15 protein-coding genes and 1 other RNA gene are annotated in these 16,398 nt (G+C 56.5%); 4 read left to right on the top strand and 12 right to left on the bottom strand.

All coding sequences use genetic code 11. The annotated features are described in order from the left end of the window. Positions 1–42 precede the first annotated feature (42 nt). Positions 43–561, top strand: coding sequence for a thiol peroxidase (gene tpx / locus ACFOTD_RS33055; protein ID WP_378124259.1), 519 nt, complete (start codon positions 43–45; stop codon positions 559–561). 93 nt (positions 562–654) lie between these two features. Here the strand turns inward: tpx and ACFOTD_RS33060 are convergent, their stop codons facing one another. The 4 genes from ACFOTD_RS33060 to cshA form a co-directional block, all read right to left on the bottom strand. Beyond that, positions 655–1,038 carry a DUF1499 domain-containing protein gene (locus tag ACFOTD_RS33060; protein ID WP_282907894.1) on the bottom strand — a complete coding sequence of 128 codons (384 nt, stop codon included), beginning with the start codon at positions 1,036–1,038 and terminating at the stop codon, positions 655–657. A 78-nt stretch (positions 1,039–1,116) separates the two neighbouring features. Then, positions 1,117–1,299: non-coding RNA, 6S RNA (ssrS, locus tag ACFOTD_RS33065), on the bottom strand. 85 nt (positions 1,300–1,384) lie between these two features. Continuing rightward, positions 1,385–2,143: a YesL family protein gene (locus tag ACFOTD_RS33070; protein WP_378124260.1), complete on the bottom strand. Its 759-nt coding sequence runs from the start codon at positions 2,141–2,143 to the stop codon at positions 1,385–1,387. Between the two features lie 81 nt (positions 2,144–2,224). Further along, complete coding sequence (cshA, locus tag ACFOTD_RS33075) at positions 2,225–3,877, bottom strand: degradosome RNA helicase CshA (protein WP_378124261.1); 1,653 nt, start codon at positions 3,875–3,877, stop codon at positions 2,225–2,227. 518 nt (positions 3,878–4,395) lie between these two features. Here cshA and ACFOTD_RS33080 point away from each other — a divergent pair. Then, a complete protein-coding gene (locus ACFOTD_RS33080; protein ID WP_378124262.1) occupies positions 4,396–5,610 on the top strand; it encodes a putative glycoside hydrolase in 1,215 nt (404 codons plus the stop codon). A 93-nt stretch (positions 5,611–5,703) separates the two neighbouring features. On the opposite strand, the gene pfkA is transcribed toward ACFOTD_RS33080, so the two are convergent. From pfkA to ACFOTD_RS33095, 3 genes are all read right to left on the bottom strand, one after another. Further along, a complete protein-coding gene (pfkA, locus tag ACFOTD_RS33085; RefSeq protein WP_378124263.1) occupies positions 5,704–6,672 on the bottom strand; it encodes a 6-phosphofructokinase in 969 nt (322 codons plus the stop codon). Between the two features lie 20 nt (positions 6,673–6,692). Next, a complete protein-coding gene (locus ACFOTD_RS33090) occupies positions 6,693–7,718 on the bottom strand; it encodes a tetraprenyl-beta-curcumene synthase family protein (protein WP_378124273.1) in 1,026 nt (341 codons plus the stop codon). A gap of 83 nt (positions 7,719–7,801) precedes the next feature. Beyond that, positions 7,802–8,179, bottom strand: coding sequence for a hypothetical protein (locus tag ACFOTD_RS33095; protein ID WP_378124264.1), 378 nt, complete (start codon positions 8,177–8,179; stop codon positions 7,802–7,804). A 114-nt stretch (positions 8,180–8,293) separates the two neighbouring features. On the opposite strand from ACFOTD_RS33095, the gene ACFOTD_RS33100 reads away from it, so the two are divergent. Both ACFOTD_RS33100 and ACFOTD_RS33105 read left to right on the top strand, forming a co-directional pair. Next, positions 8,294–9,634 carry a multi antimicrobial extrusion protein MatE gene (locus ACFOTD_RS33100; protein ID WP_378124265.1) on the top strand — a complete coding sequence of 447 codons (1,341 nt, stop codon included), beginning with the start codon at positions 8,294–8,296 and terminating at the stop codon, positions 9,632–9,634. Continuing rightward, on the top strand, positions 9,631–10,791 hold the full coding sequence (locus tag ACFOTD_RS33105) for an MFS transporter (protein ID WP_378124266.1): 1,161 nt from the start codon (positions 9,631–9,633) through the stop codon (positions 10,789–10,791). Before ACFOTD_RS33100 ends, ACFOTD_RS33105 begins: the two co-directional genes overlap by 4 nt. Positions 10,792–10,975: 184 nt before the next feature. On the opposite strand, the gene ACFOTD_RS33110 is transcribed toward ACFOTD_RS33105, so the two are convergent. The 5 genes from ACFOTD_RS33110 to ACFOTD_RS33130 all read right to left on the bottom strand — a co-directional run. Then, a complete protein-coding gene (locus ACFOTD_RS33110; protein WP_378124267.1) occupies positions 10,976–11,932 on the bottom strand; it encodes an Rpn family recombination-promoting nuclease/putative transposase in 957 nt (318 codons plus the stop codon). Between the two features lie 134 nt (positions 11,933–12,066). Next, entirely contained in the window at positions 12,067–13,407 is a 1,341-nt protein-coding gene (locus tag ACFOTD_RS33115) for a hemolysin family protein (protein WP_378124268.1), read from the bottom strand. A gap of 284 nt (positions 13,408–13,691) precedes the next feature. Beyond that, positions 13,692–15,008 carry a replication-associated recombination protein A gene (locus tag ACFOTD_RS33120; RefSeq protein WP_378124269.1) on the bottom strand — a complete coding sequence of 439 codons (1,317 nt, stop codon included), beginning with the start codon at positions 15,006–15,008 and terminating at the stop codon, positions 13,692–13,694. A 98-nt stretch (positions 15,009–15,106) separates the two neighbouring features. After that, positions 15,107–16,156, bottom strand: a complete 1,050-nt coding sequence (locus tag ACFOTD_RS33125) for a CotH kinase family protein (RefSeq protein WP_378124270.1) — start codon at positions 16,154–16,156, stop codon at positions 15,107–15,109. 19 nt (positions 16,157–16,175) lie between these two features. Then, a partial coding sequence (locus tag ACFOTD_RS33130) for a hypothetical protein (protein WP_378124271.1) occupies positions 16,176–16,398 on the bottom strand: 223 nt, incomplete at its 5' end.

The following is a 16,398-nucleotide window of genomic DNA, read 5'->3' on the forward strand; positions in this document are numbered from 1 at the left end:
GGGTTACGTCAAGTCCATTCGCTGAAGGAGGCCCAACTATCCATGAGTCAAGAACGGAATCAAGCAGCATCGTTTAAAGGCAATCCCATTACGCTGATCGGTCCCGAGCTTCAAGCCGGCGACCAGGCACCTGACTTTCAACTGAGCAAAAGCCTCGTCGAGACGGTCTCTCTCAAGGATTATGCAGGGAAAATCAAGCTGATAAGCGTCGTACCTTCAATCGACACCGGCGTATGCGACGCCCAGACGAGAAGATTTAACGAAGAAGCTGCGAAGCTCGGCGAACAAGTCCAAGTTCTGACCGTCAGCGCGGATCTTCCCTTTGCCCAAGCCCGCTGGTGCGGAGCCGCAGGCATCGATCGCGTCGTCTTGCTGTCGGATTACAAGGACAACAGCTTCGGCAAAGCCTATGGCGTCCTGATCAAGGAATTCGCCCTCGACATGCGTTCGATCTTCGTACTGGACGCCAGCGACAAGATCGTATATGTCGAAGTACTTAAAGAAATGACCGAGCACCCGGACTACGATGCAGCCGTAGCCGCCGTTCGCGAACTGCTCTAATACGCGAGCGATCGACATCATACGACATACAGAAGCGAGGCAAGGCCCAAGCCTATACCTCGCTTCTTTGCGTCGAGATCTATGTTTAAAAACTCAATTTTTGTAATTGGATAGCTTCTTGTCCAGGACGCCGTAGATCTCCTGAATGACGCGGTAGTTCGCACCAAGATCGCCGAGCGATCCCCGGGAAGCGGAGTAAATGTCTACAGCGGAGTTACCGAAGCCCGTGCCCACGATCTGTACGGTAATGTCCATCGTGCGTCCGGCCATCGTCCGTTTTTCAAGCACAAGCTCTCCGATATTCGGGACCTCATGAAGTACTTTATAACCCTGCATTTTCTTCAGGACGGAAGCAACTTCCTCGAACGCCCTGTCCTTCGACAATCGGTAGTAATGGGATTTCAGCTTCGGATCCTTCGCCTTGTCGCCAGTGTGTTCTTGGCTGCGTATTAATCCGACGAGTACTCTCTTCAGCAAATTCCACTCTCTCCCTCCGGGTGACCTACGCTAAAGCTAATCATACCATGCCCGTCCCGGGGTTTAAAGCCAAATAACGGAAAACCCGCCTTTGCCGTCCGACGCGCTTGTTTCTGAACCCGCTCTCGCAGGTGGGTGCCCGCAGCGCTGCATGCTGACTACCCTTTTCGGGGGCGTGTCATCCGCAGGGCGATGTAGAGCTCCCTAGGAAACAGCATTGGTTCAAAACATGTGTCGCCGTAACGTGCAAGGCAGGATTGATACCCATTATATACAGGCTGCCGAGAAAAGTAAACTTCAACACGCCTGTTGGGTTCATTAACCAGCTGGGACCGCTCGTCCGGAGCTAAACCTTGGGCATGTCCTCATCACGGGTAGGCGATTCCTCGATCGGAAGCGGATCCTCTTCTTTGTTCGCCATCGCCTGCATTTTTTGAATGGTCAGGTAGAAGTTGTAGAAGGCGAACACAGCGATGAGGCTTCCCATGAAAAACGGAATCAAGAACGTATACTTGAAGCTGATGAACACGATGACCGCACTCCCGATCGCCGTGGACAGCGATCTCAGCGGTTTGCCGATCGTCAGGACGACGGCATTTTTGAGAAGTTGTATCGTTTTCATATGGAAATGCGACAGCAGCGAGAAAAATTGGAACAACGATACGAGAAGCAGCACCATCAGCGCGAGGAATAAGATCGACAACACGCCGAGGTTTTCGAACTTCTTCAAGTAAACCTGGTAGTCGACGATCAAAATGACGAACAGCAACGAATATAACAGTCCGCCCAGCATCGCCTGTAAATAATTCTGCTTATAGCTGCGGAAAAAGGTTTTGAGCAGCGGAACGTCCGTATCTCCCATCACCCATTTGCGGGCGACCGAAAACATGGCCGAGGTCGACGGAAACCAGGTGAACGGCATCAGCACAGCCATCGGAATGAGCATGGTGACCAGCTCGTCCGTTGTAGACGCTCTCAAGACGCCGAAAACGAGGAAAAACCATACCGGCAGCGAGGTCAACACCCATAGCACATTTGTAACGGACAGGCGCATGATCCATTCGGAAATTTTGTAGAACCCGCCCATCATGCCGCGCATTTCCATGAGAAACGCCTCCTGATATACGGCAAGGTGCGCGTGCGGATCGCACCGCCCGCGCACCTTGCCCTTCAAATAAATCGGGTGTTAGATATTAACGAAATCCTCGCTGCGGCTGCCGCGCGAATCTTCGCGGCGTCCGCCGCTCGGACGGCCGCCGTCGCGGTAGCTGTCTTCACGGCGTGAGTCGCCGCTGTATGGCTTACGGTTACCGTAGCTGCTGCTGCTGCTGCGGCCGCTGCCGCCTTGGCCGCCGCTATAACCGCCGCTGCTGCCGCCTCTATAACCGCCGCCGCTGCTGCCGCCTCTATAGCCGCCGCCGCTTTGTCCGCCGCTGCCATAGCCGCTGCGGCGTTGACCGCCGTAACCGCCGCCGCTGCCGCCGCGATCGCCGAATTTGCGCTTCTTGGAGCGGATCGGATCTTCCGGCGTGAGCTCTACAGCTACGTCGTTCTTGTCGCCGGCCAGAAGCTTGATGGCCGCGGACAGCAGTTCGACGGAATCGTGACGCTCAAGCAGTTCGGTCGCGATGCCCTTGAAGGAATCAAGATCCGCGTCCTCTGCGCTCACGGCTTCGATCAAGCGATCGGCGATGACGCGTTGCTTGCCTTCGACCGCCTCGGCGACGGTCGGCAGCGCCTTTTTCGCGATGCGGAAGCGCGTAACGCGCTCGATGAAGTGCAAGTGCTCCATCTCGCGATACGTAACGAACGACCAGGACGTGCCTTCCTTGCCAGCACGGCCGGTACGGCCGATCCGGTGCGTATAGCTCTCCGGATCTTGCGGTAGGTCGAAGTTAATGACGTGCGTGACGCCGGAAACGTCGAGACCGCGCGCAGCGACGTCCGTCGCGACTAGAACGGCAATGCTGCCGTCGCGGAACTTGCGCATGACCGCGTCGCGCTGGTTCTGCGACAAGTCGCCGTGCAGGCCGTCAGCGGCATATCCGCGCTTCATGAGGGCTTCGGACAGCTCGGCTACGCGGCGCTTCGTGCGACCGAATACGATCGCGAGCTCCGGCGGTTCCATGTCGAGCAGGCGGCACAGCGCGTCGAACTTCATGCGCTCTTGTACTTCGACATAAAATTGCTGGATGGTGCTGGCCGTCGTAGACGTTTTTGGAATAACCGAGATATGTTCAGGCGTGCGAAGGAACTGCTGCGCCAGCCTCTGAATGTTGGCAGGCATCGTGGCGGAGAAGAGCAGCGTCTGGCGCTCGGCCGGTACAAGGCTCAGAATCGATTGGATATCTTCCATAAAGCCCATGTCGAGCATTTCGTCGGCTTCGTCAAGAACGACTGTCTGAACGTCCTCCAGCTTGATCGTCTTGCGGTTGATATGGTCAAGCAAACGGCCCGGCGTGCCGATAATAATCTGCGGTTTGCGTCTCAGGCCGCGAATCTGGCGTCCGATATCTTGACCGCCGTAGATCGCGAGGGAACGAAGCCCCTTGAAACGGCCGAGCTTTTCGATCTCTTCGGCCACCTGAATAGCGAGCTCGCGAGTCGGCGTCATGACGAGCGTCACGATGCGTTCCTCGGAAGCTTGAATCTTGCTGACCAGCGGAATGCCGAAGGCGGCCGTCTTGCCCGTTCCCGTCTGCGCCTGACCGATCATGTCGCGACCGCTAAGGGCTACCGGGATCGCCTGGCTCTGAATCGGCGTAGCGTCTTCGTATCCAAGCTGGGAAATTGCTTGCAGGACATCACTTTCCAAACCAAAATCCGTAAATTTACTCAAATTAGTTTCATACTCCTTCTGTTATGGGGCCATCAACTAACGGTGCCGGTCCATCAACTAACGGCTCTGCCAAAAAAATATACAGATCATTATAACACAAAACGGCCTTCAAACTCCAGCTATTCGACCATGAGGCCAAGTTCTCCGGCAGGCCGTCCGTATGCAAGCGCTGCAATTGCTCCAACCATCGTCCTAAGCTTTGGGCAAATGGAATGCGGGGTCCTTATTTTAACGCGAATTTCCCGATTTCAAGCAGGCGGGCGTGGTGGCAAAAATAGCCGCCAGCCCCGCGGCTATAGGATGCACGGCAAAAGCATACCATTAGATCATACCACTATATGCAGGCGATGGCGAACCGTTGACATAATCATGCAGGCGCGATCTGCGGCGCGCTTGACTTTTAGTTCCGCAGTCCTCTTCGCATTCGAATAAAATTCTACAAAATACCTCTGTATCCACTGTTTGAACTCGTTTATAATCGGGTTACAGTTGGGAAGAGCAAGCGGGGAGAGAGTAAAATGAATGTGCTATTGACGCTGTTGCTGCTTCTCCAATCAGCATGGGGGCACCCGCAGCAAAAACCGGAAAGCGGAAACAGTCTGAGCAACTTGTGGCAAGTCGCATGGCACAACTTGGAAAAGTCGCAGTCGACCGGAGGCCCCGTTGCACCGCCGGCGGCAACCCCAGCGAACGGCGAGCCGAGCGGCGGGGAAGCGGACAAACCTCCCACAGATCCGCAGCCCGACGCGCCCAAGGTAAAGGGCGTATACGTCACTGCCTATAGCGCAGGCGGCGAGCGGATGACGACCTTGCTCGACTTGCTCGACAAGACGGCGCTGAACGCCATGGTTATCGATATTAAAGATGACCTTGGCTACATCACGTACAAGACCGATAATCCCGAATTGCAGAAGCTCGGCACGCCTATGCGATTCATCAAGGATATCGGCGCCCTGATGGACACGCTTCAGAAACACGAGGTGTATCCGATCGCACGGATCGTGGTCTTCAAAGACTCGGTGCTGGCGAAGAAACATCCCGAGCTCTCGTTCGTCACGGCGAACGGGACCGTCTGGCAAAACGGCAAAAAAGACAGCTTCGTCAATCCGTATCGAAAAGAAGTGTGGGACTACAATATCGCCGTCGCCAAGGAAGCCGCCAAACTCGGCTTCAAGGAGATCCAGTTCGACTACGTGCGATTCCCGGAAGGCTTCGAGAAGAAGGCCGACAGCCTCAAGTTCACGAAGTCGGACGAATCCCGCACGGACGTCGTTTCCGGCTTCGTCAAGTATGCCAAAGAACAGCTGGAGCCGCTCGGCGTTCGCGTATCGGTCGATATTTTCGGATATGCCGCCTCCGTACCCGCTGCCGAGGGCATCGGTCAAGATTTTGGCAAGATCTCGTCCAACGTCGACGTTATCAGCCCGATGATCTATCCGAGCCATTACAGCACCGGCTGGTTCAAGCAGACGGATCCCGACAAAGCGCCTTACGCTACGATCAAAGGCGCGATGGTCGATACGCACAAGAAGCTGGATCCTCTCGGGGACGCCAAACCGGTCATTCGCCCATGGATCCAGGACTTCACGGCCAGTTGGCTAGGCAGCGGGCATTACATCAAATACGGAGCGACGGAAGTACAGGCGCAGATCAAAGCTCTGCAGGACAGCGGCGTAGACGAGTACCTGCTATGGAACGCGACCAACCGCTATACGTCCGGCGTACAATTTTAGGCTTTATCGCATGCGCGCTTACCGCCATTTTAATCTACAATCAAAGACCCTTTTGGCCGTGCCCGGCCAAAAGGGTCTTTTCGTTCGTTCGCTTTATTGCGCAAGCCGGATCGCCAGATTGTAAAGGTCCATATCGAACGACTTTTTGGTGGAAACGACAGTATCGATGTCGGTCGTCACGAGCTCTCCCTTGACGATGCCGCAGCCCTTGGCCGAATCGCCTGCTTCAAGCCGCTCGACCGCAAAGTCGCCGAGCCGGCTGGCCAGGATCCGGTCGTTGTGCGTCGGTGATCCGCCGCGCTGAATGTGGCCGAGGACCGTCACGCGAGGCTCGATGCCGCTGTGTTCGGTGATCTGGCGAGCGATCTCGTCGCCGCCGCACACGCCTTCCGCGACGATTACGATACTATGGCGCTTGCCATTCTGGAAGTTCTCCCGCATGCGCTGAGAGATCTCCCGAATGTCGAAAGGCACCTCCGGCACAAGAATCGATTCGGCGCCGCTGGCAAGACCGGCATAAAGGGCGATGTCGCCGCAATGGCGGCCCATGACCTCGACGACCGACGAACGCTCATGCGATGTCATCGTGTCGCGCAGCTTGTTAATCGCATCGACGACGATGCTGGTCGCCGTATCGAAGCCGATCGTGACGTCGGTGAACGGAATGTCGTTGTCGATCGTACCCGGCAGGCCCATCGTCTTAATGCCCAGCTTGCTCAGCTTGTTAGCGCCCTGGTAGGAGCCGTCGCCGCCGATGACGACCAGACCGTCGATCCCGTGCTTGCGCAGCACGTCGGCGCCGCGCTGCTGGCCTTCCGGCGTCAGGAATTCCTTGCAGCGAGCTGTCTGCAAAATCGTACCGCCGCGCTGAATGATGTCGCCGACGCTGCGCAGGTCCATCTGGCGCAAGTCTTCGTTCAAGAGGCCCTGGTATCCGCGCTGAACGCCGTACACTTCAAGTCCCCGGAACAGCGCGCTTCGGACGACGGCCCGTACGGCCGCGTTCATCCCTTGAGAATCTCCACCGCTCGTTAATACTGCGATTTTTTGAACTGCTCCCATCGTCTTCTTCCCCTTTGCTGTTACATCGCTTTACGTATGAGATGGCTGTTGAGCCAGAAAAACAACCGCGTCCAAGGACTGCCCTTCATTAACTGCTTTGCCGTCTGCCTCACGCGGCGCTGACCCTTGACCTTCGGATCGGACAAGTACAACGCGACCAGACCCTCGACGATCATCCGGTGGAAGCCGGACGCCGGCAATCGGTCCGCCGAGGCGCGTGCGCTCCTGACCATGCGCAGCAGCCGCTCGTTCAATTGCTGCTGATCGTCGTAATAGCTGCAAAAATTAAGATCGCCGCCCTGCTCGTCCTCGGCCTGGTCGATAAGATAATCGAGCAAGATATGAAGACCGTTGATCGAGGGAAAGTAACTCTCCGCAATCTCGCGCCCCATGCCGGGCGATTGCTCGTCTTCGCTCGCGGCGAGGAAAAGCATGAACATCCCCAGCGTAGAACCTGTAGCGGCTGCGAACTCGTTCCAGAGAAGTCCCGGATGGCGGGACGCGTGCAGCTCCCACCAGTTCAGCAGCGCTTCTTCCCGCCGGTCTTGCGCGATATGCTTGTACACCTGAAGATCGCCGTACAAGGAGACAAGCTCCCTCACCTGCGCCTGTACCGAACCGTATGCCGGGAGCGATGCCGTGCAAATCTGGCAGCGTTCCACGAGCGCGGCCAGATAGCCGCCGTCATCCTGTTCCTGGCGCAGCGCATAATAATTGCGAATCGGCGCCCCTGGCGTCACGGCGTCCAGCATGCTCTCGTGCAGCAGCCTGAAGTCCGCCGGATCGAGCGAAGTGCTCCTGTCGCATAAATTGTCCAAGTAATCGCTGATCGTCTGCAGCGCTACGATGAGAGGTATGAGCACGTCCCTCTTGCCGAGATTCGCCGCTGCGTATACGGCCCCGCCCTGACAGTGGAACTTCTTGGACGCGATGCTGGCCAATGCTTGCTTGCGCAGCTCCGGATCGGGTATGGCTTCCGCCCGGTCCTTCCAGTCGTCCAACGCGATTTTCACTTCAGGCAGGATATACCTGTAAACGCGGACCATCAGCGAGATCGGGCCGCGCGGAGAAGTCCGCGCCAGCCATCGTTCATCCCTCACGCGGTACCTCCATGCATCCTCGCGGTCCGTCAAACGTGCCGCTTGATGTTTTCTTCTTCAAGATCCTGCTGGGTGCGATACCAGATCTGCAAGTCGTGAATAACGCTTGCGGCCTGGGAGATTTTCTCGTTCAGCCAGCAGCAGCGGACAAAATCCTCTTCATCGAACAATTCGTCCAGCAGACGCCGTATATCGGCTTCGCGCGCCATGATCGCGTCCGGTATGCGTCCCCGGATCAGCTCCCAACGCTCGACGACGCCAGCCCGTTCGAGAGCGTCCATCTCCTCCCAGGGCACGTCGAAGCGCGGCAGCGGGATACCGAGCCGGCTATCCGGCAGAAATTGGGCGTTTAACCATGTATCGTATGCCGACACTTGAATCACCACATCCAGCCTGCCTTGCATCATTTAATAATTTATCATTTCGCATGGGGTAAATCCAGTGAAAAAGTATTGAAAACGGCCCGCAGGCTCTCTAACACTGCTATAATATCCGAGTAGCTTGAATGGGAGATGACCTCGTTGCCTGAACATCCTGACCGCGTATCGCTTAGAACGCTCTTTTTATTTTTCATTCCGCTCGGCGTTTCCGCCGTACTGATCAACCTCTCGCATGTCATCATCAACGGCACGCTTGCGCGAGCCGACGATCCCGAGCTGGTCATCGCCGGTTACGCGACGGCCATGAGCTTGCTCACGGTCAGCGAACGGCCCGCCGTGCTGTTCCGGGAGACCTGCTCCGCCCTCGTTCGCGACCGCGTATCGTACCGGGCCATTTTGAAGGTCGCCTTCATCGTGTTCGGCGCTTCTCTCGCGTTTGGCGCGATGATCGGTTATACGCCTGTCGGCACGCTCGTTTTCGCGGGCGCCTACGGCGCCGAGCCGGAAGTCGCCGACGCGGCGGTTAACGTGTACCATGTTCTGATGTTCCTCAGCATTTTCTCCGGCATTCGCTGCCTCTATCAAGGGGTCATCATCTATAAAATGAGAACGCGGTGGCTGACCATCGGCATGGTGTTCCGCCTTGGCGGCATGTTCCTGATGGCGCAATACATCATGCACATCGGCGTCACCAGTTCGACGCAAGGCGCGATCATCTTCGTTTTTGGCATGATGATCGAAGCGTTCGTCAGCTGGCTGGAAGGCAGAAACCTCGCGCGCAAGCTGCCTTATGAATCGCCCGAATGCGAGGTGCAAAGCCCCAGGCAGATTTTGCGCTTTTACAATCCGCTCCTCTTCTCTTCCTTTATTGTCGTGTGGGTGCCTCCCATCTTGAACGCCTTGCTCGGCAATACGGACCGCGGCACGCTGTCTATCTCATCGTTCGCGGTTGCGGGCAGCCTGACCAACCTGTGCCTGGGCTTTTTCACTTACTTCCACCAGATTGCGCTGCAATTTTATCGAACCGACCCCGGGCAGGTTAAACGATTCGTTCTCCTCATCGGCTTTACGCCGGCGATCCTGCTATCCGCATTCGCATTCACGCCTGCCGGCGAATGGATGCTGACGCATTTGCTCGGCGTCGAGGGGAGGCTGCTCGACGAGAGCATGATGGCGCTGCGCGGATTCATTCCCTTCGTGCTAATCTTCCCGTGGCTCGACACGCTGAACGGCATCATTCTTTCCAAGGGCCAGACGAAGCTGATGTTCGGATCGCAGACGGGCAACGCAGTCGTGACAACGGCGCTTATTATCGTACTGACGATCTCGCTTCCGGGCTGGACAGGCATACTCGGCGCTTTAGCCCAGTCCGGAGGCATGATCGCCGAGCTCGGCTTGCTTTATTGGTTGTTCCGACGCGCCATGAAAACCGAAGTTCTAGACACGCTTACGGCTATGCCGGGAGAGGATACAGCCAGATGAACCGACCGAACTTCTTTTCATCCCAACTTACCGTTCTGCGCAGTCTTCACTTCTTCAACTACGCCACGCAGACGCTCATCGCGACCTTTTTCCCCTTATACTTCTACGACCTCGGCTTCACCAAGCTGCAGATCGGCGCCGTATATTCGGTCGGACCCATGATGTCTATATTCGCGAATCTGTTGGCCGGCATCATCAGCGACAAAACGCAGGGTCTGCGCCGCGTCCTTAACCTGATTTTCGTCGGTCAGATCGTCGCGCTCGCCCTTCTGCTGCCGCAGAAGGAATTCGTGCATATCTCGCTGATTATGGCGCTTATGTACTTGTTCCAGACGCCGGTCAATGCAATGATGGACAGCATGTCTTTACTCGCCGCGAGCACGATGAAACGCAGCTTCGCTTCGATCCGCATGTTCGGCTCGCTCGGCTTTGCATTATGCTCGCTCGTCTTCGGCTACGTGCTCAAGCAGACGGGCTCCGACTGGACGCTTTGGCTGGCGCTCGGCACCGTGTGCATCTCGCTGCTGATCTCGCTCGGCCTCGCCGATTTTCAATCCAAGGTCGGCAAGTTTCGCTTTGGCGGTCTGGTCGACATCATTAAGCGCCGGGACACGCTAATGTTTTTCTTGCTCGTCGCGTTCGTATCGATCGCCCACCGGATGAACGAAGGCTTCCTTGGCGTAGCCATGCGCGATCTCGGGGCGAGCGACGACTTGATCGGGTACGCCTGGCTCGCGTCGGCCGCCAGCGAGATCCCCATCTTTTTTCTCCTCGCACGCTACGGCAACCGTCTCAAAGAACTCCCCTTGCTCGCGATCGCGAGTCTGCTATATGCGGTCAGACTTTCCCTCATCAGCGTCATTCACGAGCCTGCGGGATTCATCGCCGTCCAGCTGATGCACAGCGTGACCTTCGGAATCTACTACATCACGGCGCTCCGCTATTTGCAATCCATCGTCAGCGATGCCTACCGTTCGTCCGGCCAGGCGCTGTTCAGCGTGGTGTGGACGGGAATCGCCGGGCTCATCGCCGGTACGGTCGGAGGCGCGCTGTTTGACGCGTATGGACTCGCCACCGTGTTCCGAACGGGCGCCGCCTCCGCCCTGATCGCGGCTGCGGGATTCATGCTCGTGCATTTGCGCAGACCGGAAGCATAAGTCGGCATAGGCAAATAAGACAGATGTACTAAAAAGGACCGTCAGGGGAAAACCGCCCTGACGGTCCTTTTTAGGTCTGGCGGATATCGAGACTCGATTCGCGCGGACGCCTATCTGTGACTCATTCTACAACCGTTCGGATGGATTGCACGATCGTCGCCCGCCCTCCCCCAAGAACAACGCTTTAATCAACACCGTTTAATCGCAAGACCTCTGCCAACGGCAAATCCAGCATGTTCGCTACGGACTCCGGCGTCATTCCTTTGCTCATCAGCTTGCGGACGACTTCCCTACGTTCCTCCTGCTTCCATCTTTCTTTGCCTCTCTCAATGCCTTGTTCAATACCTTGTTCGATACCTTGCTCGATGCCTTCTTCAAACCCCCAACGCTTCCAGGCCGGCATAAGTTCCATAATAAAATCCTCCTCCTCGGGAACAGACTGTATCAAATCCTGTAATATTTCTGCATCCTCTTCGGGCTGCGGATCGTAATATAAGTCGGCAATAGACATGACCAGCGCCATCCGGGCCGGATCCAATTTATCTTTGAGCTTGAGCAGCATTCGCAAATAAGCAAACCGAAGCTCTCGCTTCTCCCTTCGATTATATCCCATTTTGGCGAGCAGCGCAGCGGCGACCGGATTTTCCGACTGTGCAAAATCCCTCCAGTTCTTCTTTTTAAGTTCGACTTTCAAAAACTTGAATTGCAGAACATCTTCGTCGGATCCGGGCAGCGGCATGGACAACCGATCGGATTCAAGCCGAGTAGCGTCCGCCGTAAAAACGGCGATGGGTATAATACGCTTGTGCGTTTTACGATAACGTTCGTAAAGGCGGCTAAAGTAAATAAACATCCGCTCCGCGAACCGATCGTCCCGATAGGATTGAGGCTCGAAATGAATCAAAACGAAAAATGCCTCTTCTAAAAGCTGCGCTTCAAGCAGCAGGTCGAGTGTACGGGTTTCCTGTCCGACGATGTCGACCAGTTGCTCTTGCATTAAGAGCTTCGCTTTCGAATAATCGATTTTCCGATGAACCTCCGGAAAAAACAAGGCGATAAATTCTTCAAAAAACGTCTGCAGCAGTTTTTTAAAAGCTTCGTCGTGCGGCGTGGCCGAAACTCCTTGCGATTGCTCTGCCATCGTAGTCCGCCTCCCTTTCCCAAAAAAATCATGCAAAAAAGCCGCTCGCTCCCGCTTGGGGGTGCGAACGGCGCATGCTTTGCGACCAAATAATCAATTATATGTTCAAGGCTTTGTTACCTCCAAAGAACCGCTTACCCCGATGCCTGCAGCGGAGAATGGCCTTCGTACGCCTCGGGGCGAATGATCGAGATCCGCGACACCCGAAGGTTGTCGATCTCCGTCACGACGAAGCGGAAGCCGGATTCCAGCTCGATCGTCTGGTACTTGCGCGGAGGAATCTCGATTTGGGAGTACATCCATCCGCCGATCGTATCGTAGTCGTCCGACGGTATATCGAGACCGAACTCCGAGTTGATCTCGTCGATCAGAACGAGCCCGCTCACCGAATAGGTATACTCGTCGAGGCGCTCCATTTCCGGGCGCTCCTCGTCGAATTCATCCTGTATTTCGCCGACCAGCTCCTCCATGATATCCTCGAGCGTGACGAGACCTGACGTGCCGCCGTATTCGTCGATCAGGATCGCAATCTGGGTTTTGCGCTTTTGCATCATTTTGAGCAGCGTGCTGATCGGCATGCTCTCCGGTACCGTCGTCATCGGACGGACCAGCTCGCGAATATCGTGCACGGCGTTGTCAGGCAGCTTAAGCAGATCCTTGATATGAATAAAACCGATAATGTCGTCTTTATCGTCGTCGCAGAGCGGATAGCGGGTGTGCATTTCCTTGAGCGCGACGGCCTTGTTCGCTTCAAACGGATGGTTCGCGTAGAGGCATACCATCTCCGTGCGGGGAATCATGATCTCCCGTGCGTTCGTATCCGCAAAGTCGAAAATATTGTCCATTAATGTAAGCTCGGTCTTGTCGATGAGGCCGCTCTCGTGGCTTTCCTTCATGAGAATGCGAATCTCCTCTTCCGTATGCGCGGACGAAGATTCGGACGCAGGAGCGATGCCGAACAAGCGAAGCAAACCATTGGCCATACCGTTAAGCAGCCAAATAAACGGATTCATGATGCGCGCGAAAAAAATGAGCGGACCTGCGGCCCAGAGCGTAATTTTCTCCGCCTGGCGAATCGCCAGCGTCTTGGGCGCAAGCTCGCCGAGCACGATATGAAGCACGGTAATCAGCGTAAAGGCAATGACGAAGGAAATCGGATGGATCCAGGATTCGGGCAGTCCTACCGCTACGAATAGCGGCTCGATCGTGTCGGCAATCGCCGGTTCGCCGATCCAGCCTAGACCTAGGGAGGCCAAGGTAATGCCGAGCTGGCACGCGGACAGATAAGCGTCCAAATGTGAGGTCAAATGCGAAGCGAAGCGCGCGCGGGCGTTCCCCTCCTGCACGAGCGTATCGATGCGGGAGCCCCGGACTTTGACCATCGCGAACTCGGCCGCGACGAAAAAGCCGTTCAGGAACACCAAAACGAGGATCAGAATTAAATTCACCGCAACCGGAAAAGGGTCACCTTCCAAATTGTCCCTGCCCCCCTAACGGAGAACAGGTGCACCTCCTTTAAATTCAAAACACAAGGATAACGAGTTAACGTTCCGATTAATATTCTAAGCTTAGTCGATGTTCGGTCGCCGCGTCAAACGAAGCATCGGGCCGAAAACGGGAGAAGAAGCGGTCCGCCCGGGCCTGAATCCGCTTCTATGCCGCATGAACGCTCCTTAAAGGCCTCATATCCCGAATACCGGCCGATTGGAAGCGGTTCAGGCTTGTCTGCTTGTCCGAATTCACGCCGAGGCGATCTGCATCAGGTCCGATCCGCCTTCCTGCGTCGCAATTGATTCGTGCGGATCCGCTCCTCCATCCCTTGCTCGGTCGCCTCGTAAAACGCTCGCTTTTTAAGTTTTTCGGGCAAATATTGCTGGTCCACATAGTGTCCGGGGAAATCGTGCGGATATTGGTAGCCGACATGCCCGAGCTTCTTGGCTCCGCCGTAATGGCCGTCGCGCAAATGCATCGGCACCTCGGCCGATTTGGTCTGCTCGAACGACGCTTCGATCTTGCCGATCGTCACAGCGATCGCATTGGACTTCGGACTCTCGACCGCAAACAGAATCGCCTGGGCGACGATGTACTTGGATTCGGGCCATCCGATCCGGTGATACGCCTCCATGGCGCTTACCGCCTGCACCATCGCTTGCGGGTTGGCCAGCCCGATGTCCTCGCTGCACGCCACCGTCAGACGCCGCAGAAACGTCATCGGGTCCATGCCCAGACGCTCGACCGCGTACAAAAACCAGTACAGCGCCGCATCGCTCGACCCGCGCACGCTCTTGTGAAAGGCCGAGAGCACGTCGTACTGCGTCGACTCGTCCGCCTGAATCGTCGGCTGGCGGATCGACTCCTCCGCTACCTCGAGCGTCACCCGGACGGATCCGTCGGGCTCGGAAGGCGTCGTAACCGCCGCCAGCTCCAGCGCGGTCAGCGCCCGCCGGATATCGCCGTTCGCCATCGAAGCGATATGATCCAGCGCTTCCTCGTCGACATGGAGCTTCATAAAGCCTAGCCCCTTGGCCGGATCGGCGATCGCCCGCCTCATGGCCTCCAGCGAGTGCGCCTTCGTCAACGCCTCGAGCCGGAACAGCGTCGAGCGGGACAAGAGGGCGCCGTTGACCGAGTGGTACGGATTTTCCGTGGTCGCCCCGATGAACACGATGATGCCTTTCTCGACGGCGGGCAACAGGGCATCCTGCCGCGCACTGTTAAACCGGTGTACCTCGTCCAGGAACAAGATCGTCTTGCGGCCGTACATGCTCTTATTGCGCTCCGCCTGCTCGATGACCTCCCGTACGTCCTTCACGGAAGCGTCCACCGCGTTGAGACGGACAAAGTCGCCTTCCGTACGCTTGGAGATGATATGCGCAAGCGTCGTCTTTCCTGATCCGGGCGGACCGAACAGCAAAATAGACGTGACCGCGTCTCCTTCGATCGCTCTGCGAAGCAGCTTGCCCGGTCCTACGATATGTTCCTGACCAATATATTCGTCAAGCGACTCCGGCCGCATGCGGTCGGCCAACAGCCTGGCGGTCGGTCGCTTTTCTTCTTCGTAGCTGAACAAATCCATCGTATTCCCGCCTTTCCCATCCCTCCATTTTAGCAGAGAGGCGGCTTTATCGGAAGCGACAGGGGAACTGGCGTTCTGACCAAAATTGGAGAAACGAGCTACAACCGCTTCAAATCCCGAAGCAAAACGGCGCGCCGGTCTCGAATATATTGCCGAATCGTATTCAACTCTTCGGAAAAGCCCGCATAAGCGCCGCGTGCACGCCCTTCCGCACGCATGTAAGGGGCGATCTCCCGATGCATTTTTTCGGCCCGCGGCATGAGCGAACGCTCCGTGAAGGCTGTACCGAGCAATGCCCGAAGCATTCTTTTATAGCGTTTCTTGAAGGGGGCATGGCCAAGCAGCTTTCGAGTCAGCGAATTGTAGCCTCCGATCTCGACCAGGTCCGCGCTAACTGGTTTGCCGAAGCAATTGCGCCCCCAAGTTCCCTCGTAATCCCACGGCGCCATCGACCATCGGCCCGTCGTTCGGTTCTGATAAATCGCGTAGTTCTGATCGAAGCCGTCGTAATTGCCCGTGAGAACCGCACCGCTCAGCCATCGCAAATAATTATCGATATCGAGGCGCGACGATAAGTAAGCAGCTGTATCCGCAGCCGATCTCCGTCGGTGGATGCCGGCGATAAACCCGCGCAGCCGCTCCCGCCCGCCGCGTCCGCCGAAACGGTATTCGTAGCCGTCCAGCAAGGATGCGCGCGGAGCGGGCCTAAAGTCCGCGCGGTCGTTGACCGCATAGAACAAACTGGAAGCGCGCAGCCCCCTTTTGCGAAAAAAGTCGGCATCCACGGCCTCGATCTCCAAATAAACGCCGAGCGGCGCGCCGTTGAGCGCCAGGAGCACATGTCTTGCAGAAGGGCTGGGCAATCCGATGCGTTCCAAAAACCAAAACGACAGCGCGTTGCGGATCATCGAGGGATCGTCGAGCTCGGCGTTGTAGTGGCGCGTACCTTCGGACGAGGCAACCTCGAACGAACGCTTCGGATAGGCGCGCGTATGTCCTCCCCTATAGCGGACGCTGACGGCCGCGGCGCCGGCATGCCAACCCTCTATCGCGGCGGGAACGAAGCGTCCGTTCCACAGGTTGTTCTCCATCTCGTTCATATGCCGGTCCGAGACGCGCAGCATTCTGACGGGTAATGGCACGGGCATCCCCCTCCGCTTCGGGCCGTTAGCCCTGTAGGATCATGGATAGCCTATTCGGACGGCTGTCGAACGTGACGGTTCGTTGCAAGTAAACGCGGCTGCGCTTCTTTAAAAAGAAAAAGGGGCTGTCCCAAAAGCCCTTTGAAGTTGAAGCAACAAGCTGAAATGAAGCCGAAATAGCCAAACGGGACGAAGCAGGGGAGTTTCCTGCTTCGTCCCGTTTGCGTTTTTGGTCGATGGCGACTTTT

Origin of the sequence: Cohnella sp. GCM10012308 (assembly GCF_042649185.1) — a bacterium.
In the GTDB taxonomy this organism is placed as follows: domain Bacteria; phylum Bacillota; class Bacilli; order Paenibacillales; family Paenibacillaceae; genus Cohnella.

Excerpts from the sequence above, each read along its gene's own strand:
- tpx (WP_378124259.1), top strand. The coding sequence starts at position 43 with ATGAGTCAAGAACGGAATCAAGCAGCATCGTTTAAAGGCAATCCCATT.
- ACFOTD_RS33070 (WP_378124260.1), bottom strand. The coding sequence starts at position 2,143 with ATGGAAATGCGCGGCATGATGGGCGGGTTCTACAAAATTTCCGAATGG.
- ACFOTD_RS33080 (WP_378124262.1), top strand. The coding sequence starts at position 4,396 with ATGAATGTGCTATTGACGCTGTTGCTGCTTCTCCAATCAGCATGGGGG.
- pfkA (WP_378124263.1), bottom strand. The coding sequence starts at position 6,672 with ATGGGAGCAGTTCAAAAAATCGCAGTATTAACGAGCGGTGGAGATTCT.
- ACFOTD_RS33090 (WP_378124273.1), bottom strand. The coding sequence starts at position 7,718 with ATGGTCCGCGTTTACAGGTATATCCTGCCTGAAGTGAAAATCGCGTTG.
- ACFOTD_RS33095 (WP_378124264.1), bottom strand. The coding sequence starts at position 8,179 with ATGATGCAAGGCAGGCTGGATGTGGTGATTCAAGTGTCGGCATACGAT.
- ACFOTD_RS33105 (WP_378124266.1), top strand. The coding sequence starts at position 9,631 with ATGAACCGACCGAACTTCTTTTCATCCCAACTTACCGTTCTGCGCAGT.
- ACFOTD_RS33110 (WP_378124267.1), bottom strand. The coding sequence starts at position 11,932 with ATGGCAGAGCAATCGCAAGGAGTTTCGGCCACGCCGCACGACGAAGCT.
- ACFOTD_RS33120 (WP_378124269.1), bottom strand. The coding sequence starts at position 15,008 with ATGGATTTGTTCAGCTACGAAGAAGAAAAGCGACCGACCGCCAGGCTG.
- ACFOTD_RS33125 (WP_378124270.1), bottom strand. The coding sequence starts at position 16,156 with ATGCCCGTGCCATTACCCGTCAGAATGCTGCGCGTCTCGGACCGGCAT.